23 protein-coding genes, 2 tRNA genes and 1 pseudogene are annotated in these 26442 nt (G+C 66.3%); 4 read left to right on the top strand and 22 right to left on the bottom strand.

Translation table 11 applies throughout. From position 1 onward, the window contains the following. Window positions 1–4 precede the first annotated feature (4 nt). The 4 genes from RN607_RS14340 to RN607_RS14325 all read right to left on the bottom strand — a co-directional run bounded on the left by RN607_RS14340 (window position 5) and on the right by RN607_RS14325 (window position 2823). Window positions 5–493: a hypothetical protein gene (locus RN607_RS14340; RefSeq protein ID WP_313543355.1), complete on the bottom strand. Its 489-nt coding sequence runs from the start codon at window positions 491–493 to the stop codon at window positions 5–7. A gap of 32 nt (window positions 494–525) precedes the next feature. Then, on the bottom strand, window positions 526–1341 hold the full coding sequence (locus RN607_RS14335) for a TIGR04255 family protein (protein ID WP_313543353.1): 816 nt from the start codon (window positions 1339–1341) through the stop codon (window positions 526–528). Between the two features lie 229 nt (window positions 1342–1570). After that, a complete protein-coding gene (locus tag RN607_RS14330; protein ID WP_313543351.1) occupies window positions 1571–2209 on the bottom strand; it encodes an RES family NAD+ phosphorylase in 639 nt (212 codons plus the stop codon). Then, entirely contained in the window at window positions 2206–2823 is a 618-nt protein-coding gene (locus tag RN607_RS14325) for a hypothetical protein (RefSeq protein ID WP_313543349.1), read from the bottom strand. The genes RN607_RS14330 and RN607_RS14325 overlap by 4 nt, the downstream gene beginning before the upstream one ends. 113 nt (window positions 2824–2936) lie before the next feature. On the opposite strand from RN607_RS14325, the gene RN607_RS14320 reads away from it, so the two are divergent. Continuing rightward, a complete protein-coding gene (locus RN607_RS14320; protein ID WP_313543348.1) occupies window positions 2937–3590 on the top strand; it encodes a recombinase family protein in 654 nt (217 codons plus the stop codon). Between the two features lie 247 nt (window positions 3591–3837). Here RN607_RS14320 and RN607_RS14315 read toward each other — a convergent pair whose 3' ends face one another. From RN607_RS14315 to RN607_RS14305, 3 genes are all read right to left on the bottom strand, one after another. After that, window positions 3838–5205: a type II toxin-antitoxin system HipA family toxin gene (locus RN607_RS14315; protein ID WP_313543346.1), complete on the bottom strand. Its 1368-nt coding sequence runs from the start codon at window positions 5203–5205 to the stop codon at window positions 3838–3840. Further along, on the bottom strand, window positions 5205–5600 hold the full coding sequence (locus tag RN607_RS14310) for a helix-turn-helix domain-containing protein (protein WP_313543344.1): 396 nt from the start codon (window positions 5598–5600) through the stop codon (window positions 5205–5207). The genes RN607_RS14315 and RN607_RS14310 overlap by 1 nt, the downstream gene beginning before the upstream one ends. Before the next feature lie 213 nt (window positions 5601–5813). Beyond that, window positions 5814–7109, bottom strand: coding sequence for a Fic family protein (locus tag RN607_RS14305; protein WP_313543342.1), 1296 nt, complete (start codon window positions 7107–7109; stop codon window positions 5814–5816). A gap of 58 nt (window positions 7110–7167) precedes the next feature. Between RN607_RS14305 and RN607_RS14300 the strand changes: the two genes are divergently transcribed. Beyond that, entirely contained in the window at window positions 7168–7443 is a 276-nt protein-coding gene (locus tag RN607_RS14300; protein WP_313543340.1) for a hypothetical protein, read from the top strand. A 5-nt stretch (window positions 7444–7448) separates the two neighbouring features. Here RN607_RS14300 and RN607_RS14295 read toward each other — a convergent pair whose 3' ends face one another. From RN607_RS14295 to RN607_RS14260, 9 genes and pseudogenes are all read right to left on the bottom strand, one after another. Continuing rightward, window positions 7449–7709 (bottom strand): hypothetical protein, encoded by a 261-nt coding sequence (locus RN607_RS14295; protein WP_313543338.1) that lies wholly within the window; start codon window positions 7707–7709, stop codon window positions 7449–7451. A gap of 75 nt (window positions 7710–7784) precedes the next feature. Further along, window positions 7785–8324 carry a hypothetical protein gene (locus tag RN607_RS14290; protein WP_313543336.1) on the bottom strand — a complete coding sequence of 180 codons (540 nt, stop codon included), beginning with the start codon at window positions 8322–8324 and terminating at the stop codon, window positions 7785–7787. Window positions 8325–8330: 6 nt separating this feature from the next. Beyond that, a pseudogene (locus RN607_RS14690) lies at window positions 8331–8462 on the bottom strand (hypothetical protein); the annotation flags it as partial. Window positions 8463–8550: 88 nt separating this feature from the next. Continuing rightward, window positions 8551–9090 (bottom strand): GIY-YIG nuclease family protein, encoded by a 540-nt coding sequence (locus RN607_RS14285; RefSeq protein WP_313543334.1) that lies wholly within the window; start codon window positions 9088–9090, stop codon window positions 8551–8553. A 597-nt stretch (window positions 9091–9687) separates the two neighbouring features. Further along, window positions 9688–10251, bottom strand: a complete 564-nt coding sequence (locus RN607_RS14280) for a hypothetical protein (RefSeq protein WP_313543332.1) — start codon at window positions 10249–10251, stop codon at window positions 9688–9690. Next, window positions 10248–12989, bottom strand: a complete 2742-nt coding sequence (locus tag RN607_RS14275; RefSeq protein WP_313543329.1) for a DUF3854 domain-containing protein — start codon at window positions 12987–12989, stop codon at window positions 10248–10250. The genes RN607_RS14280 and RN607_RS14275 overlap by 4 nt, the downstream gene beginning before the upstream one ends. A 557-nt stretch (window positions 12990–13546) precedes the next feature. Beyond that, window positions 13547–14254: a hypothetical protein gene (locus RN607_RS14270; protein ID WP_313543328.1), complete on the bottom strand. Its 708-nt coding sequence runs from the start codon at window positions 14252–14254 to the stop codon at window positions 13547–13549. Window positions 14255–14483: 229 nt separating this feature from the next. After that, window positions 14484–15899: a DNA (cytosine-5-)-methyltransferase gene (gene dcm / locus RN607_RS14265; protein ID WP_313543327.1), complete on the bottom strand. Its 1416-nt coding sequence runs from the start codon at window positions 15897–15899 to the stop codon at window positions 14484–14486. Window positions 15900–16025: 126 nt separating this feature from the next. After that, complete coding sequence (locus RN607_RS14260; protein ID WP_313543325.1) at window positions 16026–17447, bottom strand: hypothetical protein; 1422 nt, start codon at window positions 17445–17447, stop codon at window positions 16026–16028. Between the two features lie 172 nt (window positions 17448–17619). Between RN607_RS14260 and RN607_RS14255 the strand changes: the two genes are divergently transcribed. Continuing rightward, window positions 17620–18183: a hypothetical protein gene (locus RN607_RS14255; protein ID WP_313543323.1), complete on the top strand. Its 564-nt coding sequence runs from the start codon at window positions 17620–17622 to the stop codon at window positions 18181–18183. A 197-nt stretch (window positions 18184–18380) separates the two neighbouring features. Here the strand turns inward: RN607_RS14255 and RN607_RS14250 are convergent. The 6 genes from RN607_RS14250 to RN607_RS14225 all read right to left on the bottom strand — a co-directional run bounded on the left by RN607_RS14250 (window position 18381) and on the right by RN607_RS14225 (window position 23622). Beyond that, a tRNA-Ala gene (locus RN607_RS14250) sits at window positions 18381–18453 on the bottom strand. Window positions 18454–18553: 100 nt separating this feature from the next. After that, window positions 18554–18627, bottom strand: a tRNA-Ile gene (locus tag RN607_RS14245). A 100-nt stretch (window positions 18628–18727) separates the two neighbouring features. Continuing rightward, on the bottom strand, window positions 18728–19534 hold the full coding sequence (locus RN607_RS14240; protein WP_313543321.1) for a DUF3566 domain-containing protein: 807 nt from the start codon (window positions 19532–19534) through the stop codon (window positions 18728–18730). Window positions 19535–19722: 188 nt separating this feature from the next. Continuing rightward, window positions 19723–21270: a SulP family inorganic anion transporter gene (locus RN607_RS14235; RefSeq protein WP_313543319.1), complete on the bottom strand. Its 1548-nt coding sequence runs from the start codon at window positions 21268–21270 to the stop codon at window positions 19723–19725. Window positions 21271–21677: 407 nt separating this feature from the next. Then, a complete protein-coding gene (locus RN607_RS14230; protein ID WP_313543316.1) occupies window positions 21678–23147 on the bottom strand; it encodes a catalase in 1470 nt (489 codons plus the stop codon). A gap of 37 nt (window positions 23148–23184) precedes the next feature. Beyond that, entirely contained in the window at window positions 23185–23622 is a 438-nt protein-coding gene (locus RN607_RS14225) for a Fur family transcriptional regulator (protein WP_376784196.1), read from the bottom strand. Between the two features lie 249 nt (window positions 23623–23871). Between RN607_RS14225 and RN607_RS14220 the strand changes: the two genes are divergently transcribed. Then, entirely contained in the window at window positions 23872–26370 is a 2499-nt protein-coding gene (locus tag RN607_RS14220; RefSeq protein ID WP_313543314.1) for an FAD-dependent oxidoreductase, read from the top strand. Window positions 26371–26442: the final 72 nt, after the last annotated feature.

The following is a 26442-nucleotide window of genomic DNA, read 5'->3' as shown; positions in this document are numbered from 1 at the left end:
TGAACTACGCGAACCGCTCAATCATCGGGACGGGGTACTCGACACGGGCCGCCCGAGTGGTGCCATCCGCGAACTGCCGATACAGGCTCGGGCCCGTGGCGGAGTCGAGGAGGATGTCTCTCCGTTCTGCAAGGTTCGTCGCCTCGAGCTCAAACACGAGATCGTGGAGTTGCTGCAGCCGCGCCTGGTGCTTGGGTGCAATCGCGGCACCAGCGGCCCAGTTGTGCACAGACCGACGTGTGACACCGAGCATCTTGCCAAGTTGATCCGCCGTAAGCCCTGACTCGTCCTTCAGTTGTTGAGCCATCGCAGCACCATCTGGTACGTCAGTCTCCGCGCGCAGGCCGATGAAGACGCCCGACGTGGACGTCTGCCCACCGGAGGTCATCATCCAATCCGCATGGAACTCCACGTCATGCATTGCAGGAGCTTCATAGACCGCGGACTCCATCACTCCGGGCCAGACGCTGAAAAGCGCCATGGCACCCGTCATGCCCAGGCTCGTTGATGCGGTAAGAGCCCGCATCAGTCCGCTCCCTCCAGGATGGCTTCGGCGCCTTCCTCCACGACCAGAGTGAAGAAGTCGTAGTCGACATCCGCAAGACGGCTCACAGTCGCCATGATTTCGCTCGCGTCGAAAATCGCCTTGCGTTCGACCGAAGCGTCAATATCGAGGACCCAGGATTCGTCAGTGAGCGGCGCAACGGACGGATCGACCGTCTGACCCGGGCCGAGGGTGCCCGAACGCGACTGGAGCTTGACATCGTCGACCTCGTACAGTGCCTGACTCATGGTCTGCGCAAGCGCGACGTCCTCACCACATTGCAGTCGCGAGTATCCAAGGACCTCCGGTTTGAATGCCTCGTGAAGACGCGCAAGGACTGTAGGGGACGACAAGCGATTGACGTAGCGCAGGCCAACGCGGTTCACGCTCTTGACCTGCAGCACGTCCGAAACGAGACCAACGACGCGCTCCAGGTGCGCCTTCAACTCCCCAAACCCGTAGCCGGCATGCCGAATGCAGTGAACCGTCACAAAGTGGCGCGTAAGACTCACAGTCCATACTTCGTCGATTGTCTGCCACTGGAAGGCGGAGTCGCCGCTGAACTGCCTGACACCCTGCGGCGTGATCTCTATGCCCTGCTCATTGCGACGCTCAAACAGGGGGAAGTCCTCGAGCCGCGCCCCGAAATCCAAAGCGAGCGTCTCGAAGTCTCGCGCCAACCGCGCATGCTCGGGCCAGCGGATCTGGACCAGCACGAGCGCCAGCGGCGGGTTGGCAAGCTCTATCTTGCGTCCACTCGCCCCTGTAAATGGGCGGAAGTGCTCTCGATTTGCCATGCTTCACACACTACTTCACACCCCTGACACGGTCCACAGCACCCGTGCGCGTTGGACGGCCGTGGTTCATTGGCAGACAGGGGCACCGCGCTCCGCGGTCTTCCCGCCATGTGTCCGTTAGCCGATCGCCTATCGGGCTTCCCGGGGAGCAAGCATTGGTGGCGGCCGGTGAGCACGAAGTCAGGGTGCCCGATAGGTCTGCCCGAAACGGTGCCCGGTGAAGGGGCGCCTATTGGCCCGAGGGTCCCGGCGCTGGTCGCGCGTCCGACACGTAGCCGATTTCGGAAGCGATCGCCTCGAGCAGCGCCCGCACCTTCACGTCGATGGCGGGGGCGGCCATGTCTGGCGAGCTCGGCAGCTTCGCGATGCCAGCAGGGAACAGCGTCACGTTCACGCCCGTCATCGTCGACGACGAGTACAAGCCGTCAAGGTCCGGCCGGGCGTCGAGGATCGCCCGCGCCCAAGTGCGGCATACGGGGAGGGGTGCATGCGGCAGTGATGCGCCGCCGCCGTTCCTGATCGGCCAGTCGCCGGTGAGGTCGAGCAGGTCGAGCGGCTGGGCCGGTGTGGCTCGGACGACGATGGGGGAGCCGGTGCGGACGTCGATGCGGCGCTTCCTAGCCCACGCCTCTGCGACCGCGGCCTTGACGGTCGTCGCCATGTAGAGGACGGCCCGGTCAGGCTGACCCGAAGCGGGAGGATGGTGCGGATCCCAGCGCATGGCGGGGAGCGGACCCCAAGCACGACCGTCGTTCCAGGCGTGCGTGTACAGGCCGGTCGTGCGGACGATGCGCCACAGCGGACCGTCATACGTCATGAGATCGGCTGGCTCGAACGAGAGGGCGCCCGGCTTCTGCGGGACCTTCACCACCGAGCTTCGGCCTCCACGATGTCGCGCACCGGAGTGACGTCCCCGCCGTCGGTGAGCCACGCGACGATCGACGCGCCGCCGAGAAGTTCCTGAGGCGCCGCGACGAGGTTCGTCACACCGACCGGATCGGCGCCGAGGAGAGACGGGATGATCTCCTCCAAACCGGGAAGCGGCCCCTTCTGCGTGAACTGCCACAGCGGCAGGAGCACGCGTCCGCGGGCGCCGGCGACCGTGAGGAGCTCACGCCGCTGGATGCGTCGGGACACGGTGGACCTGCTCACGCCTTCACGGTCGGCTGCTTCCGCGATGGTGAGTGCGGCACGGGCGGTCATGGCGAGTGATTCGGCGTCACGCGCCTGCTGCGCGAGCGCGAGCTTCTTCGGTTCGGCCCAGGAGGCGCGCACCTGCGACTGCGAGGCGGCGTCGAGGCCGGACTCCGCGACCATCACGTCCAGGTCATCCTGGGGGACGCTCGAGTAGTCCGGCGTGGATGCCAGGATTGTCGCGAACGCTGCCGAGAGCTCCTCGTTCAGCGAAGCCTCTAGGGTCGCACCGTCCTCGACGAGCATGGTTGATCCCGCGGGGAGGTCGAGTTCGAGGAGCATCTTCATGACTCAAGAGTACGCGCCATGCACGGCGACGCACAAGAGTGCGCGCGTGTGCAGACTCCGATGATCCCGACCCGCTGAGCCCGTTTGTCGCCCCCTTCTGAGACAGTGGGTTCATGCTGATCGGGTATGCACGAGTCTCCACGGTCGACCAGGACGTCACGGCGCAGAGGAATGCGCTCACGGCGCTTGGTGTCGCTGAGGCGGACATCTACGTCGACCACGGTTTGACGGGTACGAACCGGGCTCGCCCGGAGTTGGAGAAGGCTCTCGCGGCGGTGCGGGCGGGCGACACGCTCGTCGTCACGAAACTCGACCGCCTCGCCCGCAGCCTGCCGGACGCACGTGACATCGTCGACGAGCTCACCCGCAAGCAGGTGGCCCTGTCCCTCGGCGGATCCGTGCACGACCCGAACGACCCGGTCGGCCGGCTCCTGTTCAACGTCCTGGGCATGGTCGCCGAGTTCGAAGCCGACCTGATCCGTGCCCGCACCCGCGAGGGGATGGCCGTCGCGAAGGCGAAGGGCCGGCTCAAGGGCCGGAAGCCGAAGCTCACCGCCGCGCAGCGCAAGCACCTCGTCGAGATGCACGCGACGGGGGAGCACACGCAGGGCGAGCTCGCGGAACTGTTCAACATCGGCCGCGCGACCGTCTACCGCGAGATCGAACGGGAGAAGCGCCGCAAGATCGACGCGGGCGAGACCGTGGTGTTCGACACCGACCCCGGCAAGGCAGCCGAACGCGTCGCCGCAGCACGAGCAGCCAGCTGAGGTGCTCGAACAAGGCTCGCTCCGGGAGCGGGGCTCTTAACGAGCCGTCCAGTGCTCCCGCTGGAGCGCCGCGGCCCGTTCGGGGTCGAGTCGCCGAATCTCCTCATCGTTGGGGAAGCAGAGTTTGTTACGTTGCACCGCCGCGAAAGGGAACGTAACAAACTCGACCGCCAATCGAGCCTGGCTCGGTGCCGTTACCGGGAGAGGTACGTGCGTGCGGCCGCCATGACCGCCCCGTCACCGTCGCTCATGCGCGGGCCTCGGCGGTCACGGCGTCGAGCCGGTCGCCCACCATCGCAACGTTCGCCGCCGAGACTCCCGCCTCTGCGGCCTGCACGTCCCAGTGCGCGACCGCGTCCTCGACCTGGTCGATGATCGACGCGGCGCCCGGCACATCCTGCCGGTCCGCGAAGTCCATCAGGTCGCGTCGCGTGATCCCGGCGCGCTTGCCACCGACAGACATCAGATGCGACGACACCCACAGGCTTTCAGGGCTGTACGAGTAGGTGAGGTCGTAGGCGGGGGCGAGCGACCATGCGCCAGTCGAGTCCATGAGGAACGCGAAGTTCTTCGTGTGGTCGTCGTTGTTCGATGCGAGCACGTTGAACACGAGACGCCGGAACGCTTCACGACGGTCCGCGTCGCTGTCGACGCCCATCCTGGTCAGCGTCGCGAAGTAGTCCTCGTAGCGGTTGCCGCGGCCCGCCTCGTCGGGCTGCAGGTTGAAGTCCAAGCCGGTGAGACCACACAGCGACTGCTGGTGGAGACGCTCGTCCGTGTCGGTCCGGTCGAAACGGCGGATCATGAAGTGCGCGCGACCGCCTTCCTCGAGCAGCGCGGTCTCTGGCACGTTCAAGCCCGCCGCGCGGGCCATGAGGTAGTACGCCTGCTCGATGCGCGTGTAGCCGCGTGGATCGCCGAGCCGCTGGCCGGTCGACGTCGACGTCCGCTTCCCGACCCCGTCGAACTTGAGGAGCCACTGCTGGAAGCCAGGCACATCCAAGTCGATATTCCCGGCCCGCAGCTCGACCGTGTCAGGGTTGAAAGCGACGACAGCCTTGGGGCGGGCGCCGCCCGCGGACGTGCCGACCTGAAGCAGGTGCTTCAACGCCGCCGACGTGCCGTCCTCCGTGGAGAGGTCTCCGCTGACGGTGGCGCGTGCTGTCTCGACGAGCTCGCGCAGGTCGATCGCGGTCGCCGGATCGGCGGGAGGATCGCCGGCGGGCTCGAACGTGAGCGCGCCCATCGTCCGGCTGCCCATGTACGCAAGCCGATCCAGCGCGGTCGCCTCACCGTCGATCCCTCCCTCGCGCAGCGCCGCGTCGATGAGGGTGTTGCCGAACGCGTCGGGCAGCGAGTCGGCGAGCATCGGCGGCAGGCCCTTGAACGTGATGTCGTTGTACTGGTCCGTGGGGAACAGGAACGTGTCGCGTCCGCGCCCGGTGCCGGCGCCCCGCGCCATGAGCAGGGGGGCGAGTTCGATGCTGGTGGTGAGCCAGTCGGGGTCGTACTGGAACACGTAGGCGCCGCGGGCGCGCTCGGATGCGGTGAGGACTCCGACCCGTCGGCCCCACGCGTGGATGCCGAGGAGGTCGACGTGCGTGTAGTCGGCCATCAGCCGCGGACCTTGTCCGAGGGGTGGCTGTTCGGCGTGAGGCGGTACGTCACAGGCTTCGCGCTCTTGTCGGACGTGACGGTGCGGGCCTTCTTCTTCGATGCGCGCTTCGGCTCGACGACTTGGTCGATGCCGCGGAGTCGGTCGAGCGGCCCGATCTCGGGCTCAGGTTCGAGGGTGAGCAGCCAGTCCTCGAGGTCGAGAGAGCGCAGCACGCGCACAAGCGTGGTGAGGCGGGCGCCCTTGCCGGCTTCGAGGTTGCGGAGCGCGCCGACGGAGATGCTGGCACGGTCCGCGAGGGTGGCCTGGTCGATGTCGAGGCGGAGCCGGGCACGTCGAATCTGCTTGCCGAGGGCCTCCTCAAGCTCTACCGTCGTTGACGTTTTAATTGCCATGTTTATGAGTATAACGAGTGCGGTTGTGCATGTGAAGATCAGTAACACACATATTCATGGTGCTAATCATCGTCGTCGTGGTGATTCTCGACATCGTCATGTGTGCGCTTCGACGGTGTTGATGAAGAAGCGGGCGAGCTCCTCACGAGAGTGCAGCGCACGTGCCATGAGCCGACGCTACCGGCGGCGTGTGACAGGGGGGAAGGGGGTGGTTCAGCGGACGCGTCTTTGCGCGCGGGCCGCGAACTCGTCCATCACGTCGAGCACGTCCTTCGCCTGCCACAGCTGGTTGCGGCGATCACGGCTGGACTGGGTGAGGACGCCCGCCTCGACGAGCGTGTTGATCGCGTTGAACGCGCCCTGCGGGGACGAGCCGAGGAACCTTGCGACGTGGGTGGAGTTCACGACGGGCTGCGCGAACAGGTGGTCGGCGAGACGCCACGCACCGGAGTCGGAGCGCGCCTTGATGCGCGCCTTCCACTGCTCGTGGATGGAACTGGTCTGCGCGGCGAGGGTGCGTCCATTGGCGACGGCGCGCAGCGTCGAGGCTGCGAACGTGTCGACGATCGGAGCGGGATCCCCGTCGCGGTACGCCGACAGGGCACGGAAGTAGCCGTCGACGTCGCCGAGCAGCCCGGACGAGATCGGCACCGTCGCATGCTGGGTGTAGCCGGCGTCGCGCAGCAGGGTGTGCACGATCGCGCGTCCAGTACGGCCGTTGCCGTCCGCGAACGGGTGGATCGTCTCAAACTGCGCGTGGACGATCGCAGCCTGCACGAGCCCGTTGACGTCCGTCCGGGCGGCGAACGCCGCGAGGTCGTCGACGCACACGTCGATGCGTTCCCAGCGGGGCGCGATGAAGTCGGCGCCGTGCGGCGACAGGTTCGGGCTGCCGATCCACACGGGCTCGCGTCGGAACTGGCCGGCGATGTCAGGGTCGGACCGTTCCATCAGGACGCGGTGGATCTCGAGGATCTGGTCGCGGGTGACTGGCCCGTCGCTGTCGAGCGCGCGGGTCATCGCGGAAGCGTTGTCCGCTACGAGCTCGGCGTTCTGCCCGGCTGTCTCCCCGAGCGCGGCGACGGCCAGGTTGCGGGAGTTCGCCGTCAGGTGCTCGATCTGGGAGCTCGACGCGGACTCGGTGCGCAGCAGGACGGTGGGCATCGGCACTGGCAGGGCGGAGGCTTCCCGGTCGAACGCGCTGATCTCGACGGCGGCCGCGGACACTGCTTCGATCGACGTGGCCGGCAGGGCGACGAGCGGGTCCAGGTCTGCGATCCGGGCGGGGACCGCCGACTGGTACGGGCGCGCCTCGAGACGTGCGACCTGGTATGCGGGGACGACTCCCTCGAGTTCGGGGGAGAGGCGCCAGTCGACGTCCTCGAACGTGAGCGCGGGCCATGCAGCGGGCGCCGCGGCTCTGAAGTCAAGGTCCGCTTCCGGTCGTGGCGGCAACGCGCCGTACTGGCCGCCGTCAGGGCGTCCTGCGGGCTGTCGCGGCTGCTCCATATCCTTGACCATCCTCTCGCGTTATTCAAGGATACGCGCATAGCCTTGAATAAGGAAGGTGTTGTTCAAGGATAACTGGAAAGCCTGGAATGACGGCGGGTGCTGTTCGACGCTGCACAGCACCCGCGTGCCGTCCTCCATCCCCAGACTCGAACCCGGGAGCGGGACCGGATCAACGCGCCCGTGCGCGCAGCGCCTCGAACTCCGCGGCGGGATCCCGCTCAAGGCCGCCACCATGCTGCCCGGACGCGTGGTCGACGGCCGCCAAGAGGGTCCGATGCGACTCCCGATCCAGGCGGGCAACTTCCGTCAGGTCGAACGGCTCACCGCCTAGGAGAACTAGTGCCTCTCAGAAGTACTGCGAGCCTCAAGCGCGGCGCGCACCTCATCTGCTGATGAAACGTCGCCGGCGTCGGCTTCGGCGAGCGCGGTCTGCAAGGCCGCATGCTTGACCGGGTTCGCACGGAGTTCGGCCACTTCATCGTCCGACAACTGCGAGTGGACGGCGTCTCCGTCTTCGATCAGATTGGTCGCACCGTCTGGCAGTTCGATCGTGAGCCGGATGGTCCGACGCTGATCGGTGTCGTCTGTGTCGGTCATCCGGCCTCCGTCTCGTGTCGCCACTTCGAGCGTACCCAGCCCACGCCGGGGGTGGGAGGATTCGCACCGCTGGGCCTAGCGGCCGCCGCGGTTGTCGTCGATCAAGTTCTCGAGCCAGCGGTCGTCGAGCGCACGGGCGTCCCGCGGCGGGTAGGGCCGGTTCACGCGTCCGGCTGCGGCGTCGCGTGAGATCACCTCGATGAGCGGGCTCGCCTTGAGGTATTTCACGAAACCGTCGTCGCCGTCCCACCGTTCGACGGTCATGATCGTCGCGTTCACGGGGCGCCCGATCCTGCGTTCCAGGTCGCTGGCGATGCCGTGCGCTTCGAGATTCGAGACGTCACCCACGACGAGCACATCTACGTCGTTGGGGAACGGCCCCGGCTGCCCGACGATGCGAGCGGCCCACGAACCGAAGATGAGCAGCTGCTCAAGGCCACGCAGGTCGACGTACGCGTCATGCAATAGCGCTGCGGGTCCGTACGTTCCGGCGATGATCTGCATCAGCGGCGCCAAGAACGGATAGTCGGGGTTCGCGGCGACGATCCGTGCGGAGCCGATCTTCCGAGAGTTGAGAATCCCGGCGACCGCAAGCCGGTCAACCTCGCGACTCACGGTCGGCTGCGATACACCAGACCTAGCAGCAACCTCCCCGACGGTGTGCTCACCTTCGCGCAGCAGGACCTCGGCGAGGATGCGGGACTGACTGTCGGAGCGCAGAAATGGTGCGACCGCCGGAACGTCACTTCTCATATATGAATGCTCTCATGCATTTATCACATACTTTAGCGTGGCGCTGTTGGCCGCCGGCGGGCTCACCACCCAGCCGCCACCGCAACGGCTACGAACCGGATACGCCAGCGGCGATGGCTCGGCACTCCAAGCGAAGCGCCTCGAGTTCCGGGAGCGCGCGAGGATTGTCCTGGAGATTCAGCAGTGGCGTGTGCTCGCGGATCAGCGCGACCTCTGTCTCATGCACTGTGGGCTGCGACAGGACTGACCAGCTCACCTCGAGGTTCACGTTCATCCACGCAACAATGGCCGCACGGTCGGCGGGTGCGAAGCGATAGTTCTGAACTCGGGCTCTGCCGGCCATCGCGCCGAAGACGGGCCGATAGCCAAGGACCGCGCCGATGCTGCGTAGGAAGGTTCCGTTGCCACGGGCTCGGAGTTCGTTCCCGAGCAAGCGCTTCGGGAGCGTTTGCTTCTCTGCTTGCCCGATATAGAGCAGGCGAGTGACGCGAGCGGCGAGAAGGGACTGAAACGGCTCCGGGAACCCGGCGCCTCTTCGGAGTCGGATGGCGTATACGCCGAACTCGTTTGGAACGATGGCGTCAATCTCACCTGCCGGTCGGAACGAACTGTCGTCGAGCAGACTCATCACGACTCGGTGTCCAGCGGCTTATCCCCGCGGCTACGGCGCAGCCTCTTCACAACTGAGCTCGACAACGTGCCCACGGTCTGAACCCGTGCTTTGCCCGCCTCGGCGGTTGCGTCGCGCGCCGCGGACGCCCCGCGCGTCTTCTCCACGTTCACACGGCCATCCTGGCGCACGTACCGCACTACTCGCCAGACATGGACGCGCGGTCGGCGCTGTCACGCCAGGCCGTGCGCGCCCGCACGGCCTCGGACCCCGCGACGGGCGCCTGGTCGAGACCACAGCCGCACTCAACTGTCACACCTTCCAGTCACGTCACCCGGGTCCGACGCGACCATCGCTTCAGTCAGTCGAGCTCGTGATACGGCCGGCCTGGGGTGGATGCCCTCGACCGGATAGAGCGCGTCGTGCGTGATCATCGCTGACACCAGCCCGCCCGAAGGTGTCGAACGCTGGCAGCAGCCACGAGCCCTGGCCGTGCACGTCGCGAAAAAACCGATCCTGGTCGCAACCGCAGCGGTAGTCATGAGAGCCATCTTCGCGGCCGTGACTGACACCCGCCTGGCCGACCACTCGAGGCCTGGTGCCTTCATGTCGCTTCTATGGGACTAGGAGATCCCGGTTGATGGACCAGCCGTGCGACCACTTCGTGGGCGGGCTCTTGAACAGGTCGTGGGCCCGATGCGGCAAGTCCTCGACCTCCTCGACGGAGCGCAGCGCGGCAGCGGCGAGCAGCGGCGCATGGAACGCGGAACGTCCGGCACCGAGCGCGTACACGACCCGGTCGTCAGCGTCGAGCATGGCGACTGCCATCAGGTACCCGTCGGTGTAGCCGGCCATCCGCACCCATGGCGCGTATAGGGGCGGTTCCGGCTCGAGCGGGAGGTCGTCGTCGAGGAGGAGGCCGCCGGCGGGTGACACGAGGGAAATCCAGCCGATGCCTGGGATGGTGATGCCGACACCGTGGTTCGCGATGATGGTGCGCTTCGCGCGTTCGTCGTCAAGGTCGGTGAGGACGAGCCCACCGGGCCACGGGTAGCCGACGGTGGCGGTCGCCTCGTCGACCATCAACGCCAGCCCTGCGTACTCGCCGAAGTCCACCCGGGCTGCTGCCTCGACACCGGCTGACACGAACGCACCAAACCAGTCCTTGAACCGTGTCACATCGAAACCTCGCGCTCAGCGTCACATGGATCCACATCTTCGTTCCAGAGGTCCAGGGGGATTGACAACGCCCTCACACGCGTGCCTCCGATGCGAGCCTGGTGCATCTTGGCCGGGCGGGTGCCGGATCCCTCCTGGGCGTACTCCTCGAGGGCTCTCTGAACGCCCTTCCATCCTGTCGGGTAGCTAAGAAGCCGTTGGGTCGCCTGAAGGCCGATGTGGAGAACCTCAACGCCGTTGAAGGTGCCCCGCTGTCCGATGCGGACCTGCCGACCGGACAATTCGCGGTTATCGATTACCGCCAAACCCGATGACACGTGTGAGCGCAACTCGTCGAGGATGCTCTCGCCGGCGGTCTGGTTGTTGTCCATGACCTCGTTCGTGTTGCGGATCAGCTGGGCGACGATGTGCTCGAAGATCGCGTCTGCGAGGCGGGTCGACTCATCCGGAGTGATCGCACCCGTCTCCTGCGCGAACCGCAGGAAGTACGACGCTCCGGCGACGAGACGGGCGGCACCGAGCACGGCGCGGTGCGTGGCGTTTACACCAGCGACCTTGCGCAGCTGCTCGTGGATCATCTCCGCGATCTCCGACGACCAGTTCTCCACCTCGATCGCGAACGTCGCACGAGCAGACTGCGTCTCCCCGCCGGCGGCGGCGTCGGGGCCGGCGCTGGCTTGCATGATGAGGTTCGCTAGCCACGCCACGTAGGCGGACGTGACGAGAGGGAACTCGCCGAGGCGAGCGTACAGCGAGTTGAGGGACGCCTGGCCGGTGTCGAACTTTCCGTCGTCCTTGGGCTCTGGCGCCATCATTCCGCCCTCGGGGGTGTTGACGATGAACATGCGGTCCAGGGCGGACTCCGCAAAGTCGCCGCCTGTGGGGATCTCCTCACCGGTGATGATGACCATCGGCGTCGACGTGTCCTTCTCGTTGACGTACACATTGCCGGTCGCATGGTCGAACCCGGCGCGGACACGGCCGCCGGAGTTGTGGGCGCGACGCAGCAGGTCGTCGACCATCTCGAGGACGGTCGCGCGCCGGCGGGCGTCCTTCTCCGGCTTCAGGTCGTCGACGTGCATGAAGCAGTCGGTGACGCCTGCCGAGACGCGGTCCATCGCGGCCTGCGTCGCGTTGAACGTCATCATCGCAGTGCCCTTGGGCCCCCATTCGGGGGTGAGGGTCGCGGCGAGCGCCTGAGCGAGCGTGGACTTGCCGGAGGACTTCCTCCCGAAGTAGGCGAGGGCGACCTGTGGGGGCACGGGCAGGAACGACAGGCCGAACGCGCCGATCGCGGCTTCCCATGCGACTTCGTAGCCGGGCTTGAGGAGGTCACGCACGCCGAGGAACTGGCGGATCGCGTTGATGCACGCGCTCTTGCCTGTGGTGTGCGGGTTGGGCAGCTTCACGGAGTCGAACCCCTTGTACTGGGGCGCGCCGGTGAGCCCGTCGTTCACGTCGGTCACGCCGATGGAGCCTGAGGGGTGCAGCCACCGCCACTGCGGGTGCTCGGGGTCGTCGGTGTCGAACACCCAGCCGAGCCGTTCGATGCGTCGGGTGATGACGCGGCCGGAGGATGCGGCGCGGATGAGGTTGGCGAACTCGGCACCTTCGGACGGCTTCACGAAGCGGGGCACGCTCGTGGTGAGGGAGCCGGCCATGTCGATCCAGTCGTTCGGTGAGTCGAACTTCTTCGAGTTGACGGTGATCTCCTTGGAGCGCACCCGTCCCTGCTCATCTTCGACGGCGATCTCCACGGTGTACGTCGTGTACTGGTGGTCGAACGAGCCGTTGTACTCGGTCTCGACGTTCTCCTCGCGGGTGATGAGCGCGGCGAGCGCGTACCTCTGGTCGGTGACGGTGTCGCCGGAGCCGAGGGTGGTGACCTCGACGGTGCGGCCCTCGTGCATGCGGATCTCGATCTCGGGCGCTTCCGGGTCGAGCGAGTTGGAGACCTTCTTGGTCGGCTTCTTCTCCGCGGGGCGCCGCCCGATGCCGTCGGTCGCCTTGGACCGCAGGGTGGCGAGGAGCTCGGCGCGCTGCGCTGAGGGGAGGGAGCCGAGGACGTCGTCGATGCCGGCTTTGGCGGAGAACCCGCCGATCTCGGACAGGCGGATGAACTTGACGTTGTCGATGCCGGCCATGACGGAGAGCTGACGCTTGAGGTTCGTGGCGGCGTCGAACACGGAGGTGTTCTTCGCGACGTCCGCATCGAACAGCACGTCGACGCGTTGGGCGCCCTTGACGGCGTCCATGAGGTCCGCGTGGATGATGCCGCTGGCGGACCAGTTCGCGCAGCCTTGCACGCCGATGACGAGGGTGTCCTCGTCGACGTACTGGCATACGGCGATGGTCTGCTTCGTGCCTTCGACGATGAGGACGGTGCGGGCTTGGCCGACGCAGCGTTCCATCATCTCGGGGATGTTGATGATGGATCCGACCTTGGCCTGCTGGATGTACTTGTGCTCGTTGTTCTGGTCGTCCTTGGGCGGGTTGTCGGCGCGTAGCTGCCACAGGACGCGGCCGTCGAGGGTGCGCAGCGGGAACAGCATGCCGGGGACGCCGGAGCGTGCGAGGGGGCTGGTCTTGAGGCCGTCGGGCAGGTCTGCGTCGTCGACGATGGAGCGGATCCCCCACGCCTGGGCGGCTTCGATGGAGATGGCGGAGTCCTCGAGCACCTTCTGGTGCCTGGAGATGAGGGGCGTCTGGGGGCCTGTCGCCGACTGTGAGTTCGTCATGTACTTGCATATGCGGTTGGAAGTTGGTCAAGCCACACGTTTCTTGAGATCAGGTGGCTGACACCCCGCCCCTCGAGTTCCCGCGTGAGGTCGACACCGGGCACTTTGCGGGCGAATTACCAGGCACTTCGTCTCTAGTGAAGTCATGTGAAGTGCAAGTGAATTAGGACAAGGATTGACCCAATGGGTCTGATAGCAGGAACAATGCTGTTTCTCGAGCCTCTAGAGAAGAGAAGAAGAACCAAGACTTCATAATTCATCTATGCACAACACTCATCAGACAAGCTCGGCATCTCTCCAGCTCCCCCCAAATCCCCAGATCCCCAGATCCCCAGATCCCCAGATCCCCAGATCCCCAACAAGCAAGACCCCCCTTGCGGGCAACATGAAGTTCTGAATCAAGCCAGCGTCTTGCCCCATGTACCAGGGACGAAGGCGTCGCGGTGACAGTTCACTGGCGTGAAGCGTGAATCGCCCATGGAACAGCGGGAAGCCTCACCCGCCTCGTCGAAGCTATCTAGCCCCGCCATGATCGGACGCCAAGGGAAGCCCGCCCTTCAGGCTGAACCAGGCACGAAGAGCGGCGGATCGCTCACCAACGCTCGGAGCTCACCCCACGACCCCGTCACGGCGCGGTCCATGTGAATCTCGAATCGGCACTCCTCGACCGACATGGCCTGTCCAGTCGCCACCAGTTCCGCACGCCGCAGCCAAGCGACGGCAACGATCAGGGGAAGCCGGTCCGCCCGGCCGACATAGATACGGCGACGCCAGATCGCCCACCGCAAGGCAGCCGCACCCATGTCGAACAGTTCCCGGCCGTACAGCTCCGGAGCCAAGAAGGATCGTGACGCCATAAACACCGCCATGACGTCTCGGAAGTCATCAGGCGCGAGCCCGAGAGCCTGCGCAGCCAAGCGCGGGAGGTTCTCTGCCAGCGCCACCAGCCCCACGTCCAACGTGTCGTCCGAGACGGTGCGCGGAACCACGTCCATACCATCCGCCGCAATCCCGAACGCGACGCCATCGAGCCACGCACCCATCATTGAGTCGGGCGGGTCGAGCCTCTCGATCACTTCACCGTGGTCCCCACGCGCCCGCACGGAAATCCTCCGCCACGGGTCGTCTTCAGGAAGCGTGGCCATGATCTGCCACAGCACGCCGGAGAACCACGCCGCGGCGACCGTGGGGTTCTTCTTGACCCACCGCACCATATCGTTCTCACGGCGCATGTGAGTCGTGGCCGACGTGAGCGGCTCGACCATCGTGAGGAACCAGCGAATCGGCGCAGTAACTTGACGGTCTGCCTCGTTAGTCACATCCACGGGACACCCCCCCAAAAGGTTCCCCATACAACTATCAGCGCCGACTGACACGCACACACACTGGCCTCCAACGTTCTCCGCAAGCATCTCGGCACAGCCCACCGGAGGTCAGTGCTCTGAACAAGAGAAGAACTCGAATCCAAGTCGACTCAGCGACAGCGCGACGAAGCTATGCGGTGACGCTCACAGACTCCCCTTGGAACATCTGCGCCAGCGTCGGACGCGGATCCGTGGGAGCTCCGCTGATCGCGGCATACAACTGCTGCCCTTCCTCAGTGGCCAGAAGGAGATCCTTGTCACGCTCAACGTGCGCCTTGAGGACGTTCCACACCACGCCTACGTTGACGCCGTTGCCCATCTGCTTGAAGGTCAGCGCATCGCGCTGGTTGCCGAACGAGAAGCCGTCGGGGAGGCCCTGAAGTCTTGCGGCCTCACGCGCAGAGAGCTTGCGACCTAGCGGCCCGATGACGGGCGTCTGCGTTATCGCGACAAGCGCCGGCAGGTGTGTCGGCCGCTTCACACGCAGACCGCTCGGACGGAAGGAGATGACGCAATCCCATATGGAAGCAGCGTCCTGCGCCTGCCACTCGAGCTTGCGTCGAGACTCAGGGAACAATCGAACAGACTTGAGCCATGCCGAGAGGTCCCTCGGGTCCATGAACTCGCGTAGCGCCGAGTAGAGATCGAAGTTCTTGCGGAGGAAGTCCGCCTTCCACGCTGGGGCACCATCGAGCTGACGCTCGTGCTCTCGCGGCGATACCCAGGCATCGGTCCAGATGGGGAACCCAGGCACGCGGCGCAGCGGCTCTCCTGTCCGCTCCGACTGCGACTTCCGCCAGGCCTTCATGATCTGAACCATCACCTCCCAGTGATCGATCCAGGCACGCTCATCGGCTGAAATCTCGGTGCCCGGCACGTCAGAGGCGTGGTCGACCGGGAGATCCTTGAGGAGGTCCCACTCACGGTGCATCTGCACGTGATCGGGCAAGAAGACCGGCGCGGGCTCTGGGTCCATCACATGGCCCTCTGGGACTAGAGTCGCGGTAATGAAGACTCGCTCCCGCACCTGCGGCGAACCGCCGAACTCCGGAGCGATTTTGTGCGGGGAGAAGATCGCCGGCGCAGAGGACACCTGATAGCCGGCATCACGCAGATGGTCGATGATGACCTCCCACTCGTGGCGATGCCGCGGGCCCACGAGGTTGCGGACGTTCTCCAGCACTACGAGGGTCGGCTTGCGCGCTCGAAGGATCTTCTCGATGTGGAAGAACAGCGTGCCGCGGACTTCGTCCATTCCTCGCTGAGCGCCAGATTTGGAGAACGGCTGACAAGGAAATCCGCCTGCGACGACCGCGTGGTCGGGCACAAGCATGACCTCGTCGTTAGCGTCCTTCGTGACGTCTCCGAGAGCTTCGTGCTGCCAGTTGAGGGAGTAAATCTGAGATGCCGCACGGTCAATCTCGACGGCGTAGGCATGCTCGCCACCCATCGCCTTCAGAACTGCCGCGAAGCCACCAATGCCCGCGAAGAGGTCAGCAAAACCGAAGGTCTGCGACTCTCGGGCGGAAGCATCTTCGGAGGACATGCCTGAAGCTTACCGTCGCGGTACGACACGCTCAAAGCAGGCTCTCCGACGTGTGCACACATGCCCGCGAGACCAGGAGGCCCCGAGCCCCGAAGCGTCCACTCGACACCGGATCCACACACCTTCCTAGCGGGCCCACGACAGGCTCGCCACGAGCAGTTCGGTCGCAGGAAACACCAGGTTGTACTTCGGCTTACGGGTGGCACCAGATTTCTCGCCTGCCTTAGGCGCTTGGCGACCGATCGCCGCGCCCTTCACGACGCCACCCGCTATCGCGGCGTCGAGCGCTGCACGGTTCGGGATCCAGAATGCATCGACGCTCAGTGGCTGAAAGGCCGCCTTGCGTTTGCGTGACCGACCTGTGTTTGAGGACGCGGAGCGGATTCCTTGTCTCGCCTTGAAGTCACGATGCCAAGCGGCGAAGGACCCGTCGGTATCGATGACTGCCCGCCCGTTCAGGACTAGGAATCCAAGCCCCTGCTCCTCGACACAGGCTTCAATAGCACGCTGGTCATTGAGCATCGCCTCTAGGCCGCGCTCGACGGCACTGGTCTCCGTAGTCCTCTCCGCCGCGTGAGCCTTCAGGTCCCACACGTGTTCGAGTGCATAGTCGAACACCGTGTGCCCGTACTGGACTCGCGGTCCCTTCAACTGGGGCGTGAACGCCGCATTGAGAATCTGCCGGCCGCGCGCCTCGAAGTAGAAGCCCGGCCACTCCGTCTGGTTCTGCTGACCAGTTCCATTCCGCTCAAGCCAACGCACACTCGTCCTGCCATCCCACACGCCAGTCGGAAGTCCGTCGACGAGCGCCGCCACCAGCGCTGCACCTTCCTGAGCTGGTCCACCAAACCCCGCCGTTGTCTGGAACCGTCCGAGACGGAGTTCTGCGCCTGCCAGGACAGTGTTGAGGCCCACCAACGAGATCGTGTAGCCAGTCGAGACGCACGCGTCCGTCCAGGGCGCTCCGAACTCTCGCGCGAGTTCCTCGGCGAGCTTTGTCTTGGACAACTCCGGACTCAGGTTTGGAGCGAGGTGGCGGGCAAGGTTCGTCAGAACCCTCTTGTGCTCCTTCGAACCTGGCCCTAGCCACTCGGGCCCAGATCCGGTGAGGCTGGAGATGCGATTCACCGCCTCAATCTTCGACCGCGCCGGCCTGAACTCGCTCCATTTCAGGTCTCCGAGGGCCTCCGGTCGGTAGCCTTGCACCCTCGTCGCACGACCAGCGGCGAACGCTTCTGTCGCGCCCTCCAACAGCGCATTGAGACCGGCGAGCGTGACCTTGTTGCGGATCTCGTAGCGCTCGCCGTGCCAGCGGACGTCGAGCGCTTCGGCGATTACCCGAGCCGAGTACGAGTTCGTACGCTCGAGATCAAGATCGAGACCAAGGGCGTCCCGCAACGCCACAATCGCTCGCTTCTCCCCACGCCCAGCCTTGGCAACTCCCGTCAGGCTGTAGATGCGCGCCAGTGCTTCATCTGTCGACATCGCTGGAATGAACAACAAGCCCTGACGTCCAAGCCCAACGGATGACTCGCGGTTCAATTCCATCCCCGGCACCCCCGAACGACATTCTTGCGCACGTCGTCAACTGGCCTGTGTGTCCGACCTCGGTGTCGCGACCTGAATAACTCACGGCGCAGTGGCAGTTCGGCGCGCTAAACGGCCCGATATTCGCAATAATGCGAAGCGACTGGGGTGTCAGCACGTTTCTGGGGGAGATATGAACAAGCAACTCGTTGTGCTCGCTGGGGGCGCGCTACTACTGGGAGCCTGCAGCGCACCGACCGCCACCGATTCACCTAGCGGTAGTCCGACTGCGGCCGCGCACGAGTTGGTAGCCGTTGATGAGGTCGCCACTGCCAGCGCCAGTCCTGCCCCTGCGGCAGTCGAAGTTGAGATCACCTTGGAAGAAGCGGGCCAGCAGTACCTCGACATCGTTCGACCAGTCAATGAGGCGATCCTCGCAAAGAAGGACGCATGGGACGCCGCGGTAGACGCTAGCGATTGGGAAACACTTACCGAGATCTCGGCGACGTGGGAAGACGCGAATCGAGCCTTCGTCGACGCGATGCTCACAGCGGAATGGCCAGATGATCTGCAGCCGTACGTCGACACGATTGTGACTGACACCGCTGACGACATCGCGTTCTACGCGGGCGTTGCCAAGGCAACCACCGTCGACGAATTCCAGACCGCTTGGCTATACCCGGTTGACTTCAGCAACGCTGCGGCACAAGACCTGCGCATCCGACTTGGCCTTGGGAATGTCGGCGAGGACGAGTAGCCGAGTTGAACCGCCGCGCTTGGACATGGCAAACCGCTTCCGAGACGACTCATCTGGTCCGCAAACTCGGCGTTGCGTCGCGACAGCGTCGTTGAACACATGGTCCTAGCAACGCATGTGCGTGTCGGCAGTTCGTGTAGAGAACGTGCAGTCCGTCTCCGGGTGATCAGCCATTTGCCTATCTACCAGGCAATAAGTGGAGCCTAGGGGACTCGAACCCCTAACCCCCTGCTTGCAAAGCAGGTGCGCTACCAATTGCGCCAAGGCCCCTGGTGGATGTGATCCCAGTTTCTCACGGGATCCGGATGGCCGGTAGGGAGCGGATCACCGCATCGTCCTTCATCCGTCGCGACCTTCCGGTCGCCTTCCGTGGGCCCAGGAGGACTTGAACCTCCGACCTCTTCGTTATCAGCGAAGCGCTCTAACCGCCTGAGCTATGGGCCCGTTCACCGCGGCTTGGCCGCGGCGATAAACCATACCGCATGCCGGGCGGCGTTTCCAAACCGGCCTCACGCCCCGACCCGCGGCGGCTGTACGACGTACGTCAGTCGTCGGTGAGGGTCACGTAGAACCCTCCGACGACGGACGAGATGACGTTGTACAGGAACGCCGAGATCGTGGACAGCGCGGTGAGGAGCACGACGTTGACGACCGCGATGAGCGTGGTGGCCGCCATGATCTTGTTCTTGTCGAAGAACGACATCAGGTCCAGCTTGGTGTCCTCGGGGAACAGCTTGAGGATCCAGTCGTTGACCAGCGTCCATACGCCCATCTGGTTGAGGACGGTCCACAGCACGAACACCGCGACGACCAGCATGATGCCGGCCGCGATCGACAGCAGGAACCCGATCTTCAACGCGGACCACGGATCGATGCGGGACACGAGGACGCGCACCTTGCGGGGCCCGCCCTTCTTGTTCGACGCGGCGATCGGGTCTGCCGACATCATGTCGTCCTTGGTGCGCACCGCGGCGGCCTTGATCTTGCCGAACGCGGACTCGACCTTCCCGGGCTCCTCAGCGGGGGCGGCGGCCGGCACGGTCCGGGTGGCGCCGGTCACCGGCGCGGCGCCGACGGTGGGGTTCGCTCCGGTGGTGGGTGCGAAGGGGCTGGTGGGAGTCACGGTGGGGTTCGCGCCGGTGGTGGGTGCGAAGACGGGAGCGGAGGTGCGTGCCGGGGCCACCGGGGTCTCGCCGGTGACGGGACGCGTGGGGATCTGACCAGAACGGAGCGAGGTGCGCTGGGGCGTGGCACCCGAGGTGGGAGCGACTGCTGGCGTGGCCCCCGTCGCCGGCTGCGGCGTGAAGGTGTTGCCGGTCGGGGCCTGCGTGGCGCGGTCGTCCGCGTTCATGAAATCTCCTCCTGGGACGGCAGAATGTCCGACCCCTCGCACAAGGTTACTTGAGGGGCGCAAGGGCGGCACGCATCCCTCCACCGCAGGCCAACCCCTGAGGGTCCAACGCGCAGGGGCTCCGCAGGGTTGCCATGCCCGGTTCACGCGGTGACGGACGCCGGCGGGGCCGGTTCGTGGCCGTCGCGTCAGGTCCCTGCGCCCAGGTGACCGGAGATCCTGCCGTGGAACCGTTGGGAGGCAGCGTTGAGGCCCACGATGTCCACCGACTTCCCGTGCATGGCGTACTTGTGCTCGATCGAGTCGAGCGCGGCCACGGTGGAGGCGTCCCACACGTGGCTGTCGGTCATGTCGATCACCACGGCGCGGGGGTCGCCCGCGTAGTCGAACTGGCTGTAGAGGTCGTTGGACGACGCGAAGAACAGCTCTCCGGTGACGGTGTAGGTGCGCACGCCGTCGACGACGTCCCCGCCGGTCACCTCCGCGACGTGCGCCACTCGCCTGGCGAACAGGACCGACGCGAGCACCACGCCGGCGACGACGCCGTAGGCGAGGTTGTGGGTCACGACGACGATCGCGACGGTCACGAGCATCACCGCGGTCTCGGAGCGAGGCATGCGCCTGAGGGTGGACGGGCGGATCGAGTGCCAGTCGAACGTGGCCCACGCCACGAAGATCATGACCGCGACGAGCGCCGCCATGGGGATGAGGGCCACCAGGTCGCCGAGCGCCAGGATCAGGATCAGGAGGAAGACCCCGGCGGCGAACGTGGACAGACGGGTGCGCGCCCGCCCCACCTTCACGTTGATCATGGTCTGCCCGATCATGGCGCAGCCACCCATGCCTCCGAACAGACCCGTGATGATGTTCGCGGCACCCTGTCCCCACGCCTCGCGGGTCTTGTCGGAGTGGGTGTCCGTCACGTCGTCCACGAGCTTGGCCGTGAGCAGCGACTCGAGCAGGCCGACGAGCGCCACTCCGAGCGCGTACGGCGCGATGATCCGCAGCGTCTCGATGCTGAACGGCACGTTCGGGAGGAGCAGGGACGGCAGTCCGTCGGGCAGCGCACCCTCGTCGCCGACGGTGGGCACCGCGATGCCCGCGCCCACGGTCAGCAGGGTGAGCACCACGATCGCGACCAGCGGCGCGGGGACGACCGTCGTGAGGCGGGGAAGGAACGTGATGATCGCCAGCGCGAGGCCGACGAGCGGGTAGACGATCCACGGCACGGACGTGAGGTGCGGCAGCTGCGCGGTGAAGATGAGGATGGCGAGCGCGTTGACGAACCCGAGCATCACGGAGCGCGGGATGAACCGCATGAGCCGCGCAACACCGAGCACCGCGAGCACCACCTGGAAGATCCCGCCGAGGATCACGGCGGCGACCAGGTAGTCGAGGCCGTGGTCGCGGGCAAGAGGGGCGACGACGAGCGCCACGGACGCGGTCGCGGCCGAGATCATGGCGGGTCGTCCGCCCAGGACCGCGATCGCGATCGCCATCGTGAAGGAGGCGAAGAGGCCGACCCTGGGGTCGACTCCCGCGATGATCGAGAACGAGATCGCCTCGGGGATCAGCGCCAGCGCGACCACCAGTCCGGACAGCAGCTCCACGCGCGCCACCCGGGGGCTCAGCCATGCCGGCCGCTGCCATGAGCGGGGGTCCCATGGAGAGCCTCCTCCAGAGGTCGCCTCGGGGACTCCCGTGGGCGTGGCGGTGCGCGGCGTGGACGGGCTCATGGGGGACTCCAAGGGGACGAGGACGGCGTCGGCCGGGCAGGAGCGGGCACACGCGGCCGCGTGTGCGAGGAAGGGGAGGCCCGCCGTGGCCGCAGCCCAGGCTACCCGACACGCTCGGAGACCACCCACGAAGGTGCCGCGCCCCACACCCCGGGCGACCGCAGCGTCGTCCCCACCGCCGCATCGTCCCCACCGCCGCATCGTCCCCACCGCCGCATCGTCCCCACCGCCGCATCGTCCCGACACTTTGAACCAATCTCAGCGGCGACACCCCGACGTGAGGCCCGGATGAAGCCTCCGGCCGGGGTGTCGGGATTCAGATTGGTTCGCACCGTCAGCGCAGGGACCCGGGCACGACGAAGGGCGGGCGCGTGGCTCTCGCCAGGCACCCGCCCTTGAGTCGGTCGCTACGCCGGGATCGGCGCGATGTTGGCGCGCAGCGCAGCGCCGAGGTCGCCGTCCACGCTGGTCCAGTACTGGATCGCGCGCTCACGGATGTCGCCGCTCTTCACGCCGCCCACGTGTCCGGTGATCGTCTCGAGGAAGGCCGCCTTCTGCGCCTCCGTGAAGACCTCGCGGTACAGCGTGCCCGCCTGACCGAAGTCGTCGTCCTCGGGGTGCAGGGTCGCGGCGGACCGCACCAGCGTGCCGTCCGACTCCCAGTTGCCCGCATCGCCTGCACGCTCGGGGTCGGCATGCGCGCCGCCCTTCGAGTTGGGCGCGTAGACCGGGGTGTCGGCCGAGGCGAAGGAGTAGCGCATGGACCCGTCCTTCGCGTAGGAGTGGCCGTGCGCGTCGGCGTTCTTGGGCTGGTTGACCGGAAGGTCGGCGTGGTTGGTGCCCACGCGGTAGCGGTGCGCGTCCGCGTAGCTGAAGATGCGGGCCATCAGCATCTTGTCAGGGGAGGCGCCGATTCCGGGCACGAAGTTGCTCGGCGCGAACGTGGCCTGCTCGATCTGCGCGAAGTAGTTCTCCGGGTTGCGGTTGAGCTCCATGATCCCCACCTCGATGAGCGGGTAGTCCGCGTGCGGCCACACCTTGGTGAGGTCGAACGGGTTGAAGCGGTAGGTCTTCGCGTCCTCGTACGGCATCACCTGGACCTTGAGGGTCCAGCGCGGGAAGTCGCCGTCCTCGATGTGCGTGTAGAGGTCACGGATGTGGACGTCGGCGTCGGAACCGGCGAGCTCGGCGGCCTTGTCGTTAGTGAGGCCGTGGACGCCCTGCTGGGAGATGAAGTGGTACTTCACCCAGAACCGCTCGCCGGCGGCGTTGATCCACTGGTAGGTGTGCGAGCCGTAGCCGTTCATCTCGCGCCACGAGTTCGGCAGGCCGCGCTCGCCCATGAGCCAGGTCACCTGGTGTGCCGACTCCGGCTGCAGCGACCAGAAGTCCCACTGCATGTCGTTGTCGCGCAGGTGCGTACCGGGAAGGCGCTTCTGGGAGCGGATGAAGTCGGGGAACTTGATGCCGTCGCGGATGAAGAAGACCGGGGTGTTGTTGCCGACCAGGTCGTAGTTGCCCTCGGTGGTGTAGAACTTCAGCGCGAAGCCGCGCGGGTCGCGCCACGTGTCGGGTGACCCGGACTCGCCCGCGACCGTCGAGAAGCGCGCGAGCATCTCGGTCTGGACGCCCTGCTGGAACAGCGCGGCGCGGGTGTACCTGGCGATCTCGGGGTTCGTCGTGGTGAACGTGCCGAACGCGCCGCCGCCCTTGGCGTGGACCACGCGCTCGGGGACGCGCTCACGGTTGAACTGTGCGAGCTTCTCGACCAGGTAGTGGTCGGTGAGCGCGGTGACGCCGTTGTTCCCGACGGTCTGCGAGTGCTGGTCCGACGCGACCGGCGCGCCGGAGTTGGTCGTGGTGAACTTGTCCGTCATGGCTGGCGGACCTCCTTCATGGTTGGCGGGGACGGTGCTACGGGAGGGGGTCGGCTTCGACAGCCTGACGGCATGCCTTGCAGACGCCCCAGAAGGTGACCTCGGCCTCGACGATCGCGAAATCGTGAGTCTGGTCGGGGACCAGGCAGGGTGCATGTCCGACCACGCAGTCGACGTCCTCGACCTTGCCGCACGAGGTGCAGACGACGTGGTGGTGGTTGTCGCCGACCCTGAGCTCGTAGCGAGCGGGGGAGCCGGCAGGTTCGATGCGTCGCGCGAGGCCTCGCGTGGTGAGGTCGCCGAGGACGTTGTAGACGGCCTGCAGCGACGTGCGCGGAAGGGTCTCGGCGACCTTCGCGAAGACGGCGTCCGCGGCGGCATGGGGGTTGCCGGCGAGCACATCGATGACCGCGACGCGCGGAGCCGTGATGCGCAGACCGGCGTCAGCCAGCATAGATCGCGCGTCGGTCATCATGCATGTCAGCGTACAGGTTTCTTTTTAGTTACTCAAATCTAACGCGCGGACGCGCGACGTACCTCACGAAATACCTCGTAGCCGTGCAGTCGACCACCCCCGCTCACCGTGCGGCACGCCCCCATGCGCGGCATGCTGGACACGACGCCTCCACCCCGGGGGAGGTGCGGTGACCAAGGACCCAGGCATGCCCGTGGGGGCATGGCCTAGCCTTCTTGCAGGACAAATACCCCGGGAGGTATGGGAATCATGAAGCTTGTCGTCGTCGGCGGAGTCGCCGCCGGAGCATCCACCGCTGCCAGGGCGCGGCGGCTCGACGAGACGGCGGAGATCGTCGTCTTCGAACGGGGCCACCACGTCTCCTTCGCCAACTGCGGCCTGCCGTACCACGTGGGCGAGGTCATCTCCGAGCGCTCCAGGCTGCTGCTGCAGACACCCGAGAGCCTGCGCGAGTCGCTCAACATCGACGTGCGGATCGCCACCGAGGTGGTCTCCATCGACCGCAAGGCCAAGACGGTCTCCGTGAAGGAGGTCGACACCGGCCGCGAGTACACCGAGTCCTACGACAAGCTCGCGCTGTGCATGGGCGCCGAGGCCGTCCGCCCTCCGCTGCCCGGCATCGACCACCCCGCCGTCGAGGTCCTGCGCCGCATCGGCGACATGGACAAGATCAAGACCCGGCTCGACGCCGCGCTCGCCGCCCAGAAGGCAGGCAGGCGCGGGGTGGTCACCGCCGTCGTCGTCGGCGCCGGGTACATCGGCCTGGAGATGGCGGAGAACCTCCACCACCGCGGGGTCCGCGTGGACGTGGTCGAGCTCGCGCCGCAGATCCTTCCCCCGGTCGACGCGGACATCGCCGCCCCCGTCGAGCGTCACCTGCGCATGCGCGGCATCAACGTGCACCTGTCCACCGCGGCGGCCGCCTTCCAGCCGCTCGCCGACAGCGACGGCGACAACCGCGTCAGCGTCGAGCTGAACTCCGGCACCGTCCTGAAGGCCGACCTGGTGATCCTGGCCGCCGGAGTGAAGCCGGCCGTGGAGCTGGTCAAGGCCGCAGGGATCGAGCTCGGCGAGCGCGGCGGCATCAAGGTCGACACGCACATGCAGACGTCCGACCCTGACATCTACGCCGCAGGCGACGCGGTCGAGACCGGACACCCGGTTCTCCCCGGCGAGTACCTCGCACCGCTCGCGGGCCCCGCGAACCGCCAGGCACGAGTCGCCGCGGAGAACATCTGCGGTCGCGACACCGAGTACAAGTCCACGCAGGGCACCTCGATCGTCAAGGTGTTCGACATGGTCGCGGGCGGCACCGGCGCCACCAAGCGCCAGCTCGACGCCGCGGGCATCGAGTACCGGGTGATCCACGTGCACCCGTCCGGCCACGCCGGCTACTACCCCGGCACCGCGATGATGCACATCAAGCTGCTCTTCTCCCCGAAGGACGGCACGATCTACGGCGCGCAGGTGTGCGGCTTCGACGGTGTGGACAAGCGCATCGACGTGTTCGCGATGGCTATCCGCGCCGGCCTCACGGTCTTCGACCTCGAGAGCCAAGAGCTCGCCTACGCCCCGCCGTTCGGCTCCGCGAAGGACCCCGTGAACATGGCCGGCTTCGTAGCAGCGAACACCATCCGCGGCGACTTCGCACTCTGGTACGCCGAGGAGTGGCCGCTGGCCGACGGCACCCGCCTGGTGGACGTCCGCACCCCGGAGGAGTACGGCATCCACCACCTGCCTGGCGCCGAGAACGTGCCGCTCGCCGACTTCCGTGAGGCCGTCAAGGGCTGGACGGACAAGGACCAGCCGATCCGCCTGTACTGCGCGGTCGGCTTCCGCTCCTACCTGGCTCACCGCATCCTCGTCCAGAACGGCTTCACCGACGTGAAGACCCTGTCGGGCGGATCGACCACGTACGGCCACGTGCACGACAACCCCGCCGAGGGCTACGAGGCGCAGCCGCCCATGGAGAACTACGCGGAGAAGGTGTCCGTCGCGTCGGCCGTGGCCGCCGCCACCGGCCAGACCACCGACCTGGACTGCACGGGCCTCGCCTGCCCCGGCCCGATCATGCGCCTCTCCAGCGCGATGAAGGCGGCCAACGCGGGCGACGAGATCCGCGTCACCGTGTCCGACCCCGGCTTCGCGCTCGACGGACCGGCCTGGGCATCCAAGAACGGCCACACCCTCGTGTCGATGGACCCCAAGGGACCCGGCTTCGTCGCCACGTTCCGCAAGGGCGGCGTCGGTCCCGTCCCGGCGGGCGGCGGCAACGGCGGCAACAAGCTGTCCATGGTCGTCTTCTCCGGTGACCTCGACAAGCAGATCGCAGCGTTCATCATCGCGAACGGCGCTCTGGCCATGGGCCAGGAGGTCTCGCTGTTCTTCACGTTCTGGGGCCTCAACGCGCTGCGCAGGACGGACCCGCCCAAGCGCGACAAGTCCATGATGGACAAGATGTTCGGGATGATGATGCCTCAGGGCGCCGAGAAGCTGACCCTGTCGCAGATGCACATGGCAGGCGCCGGCACCGCGATGATCAAGAACGTCATGAAGAAGCACGACGTGCAGTCGCTTCCTGAGCTCATCACGAACGCGCAGGACGGCGGCGCCCGCCTGCTCGGCTGCACGATGACGATGGACCTGCTGGGCATGGCGCAGTCCGACCTCATCGAGGGCGTGGAGCTGGCCGGCGTCGCGACCTTCCTGGGCGAGGCCCAGGAGTCCGGCACGACGCTGTTCATCTAGCACGACGCCGCTCACCTGAGCCGCCGCACGATGCGGCGGGCACGCGAAGGGCCCCGGGACATCAGCCCCGGG

This window comes from Demequina capsici (genome assembly GCF_032102965.1).
Lineage (GTDB): Bacteria > Actinomycetota > Actinomycetes > Actinomycetales > Demequinaceae > Demequina > Demequina capsici.
This window is presented reverse-complemented; position numbering and strand designations above follow the sequence as displayed.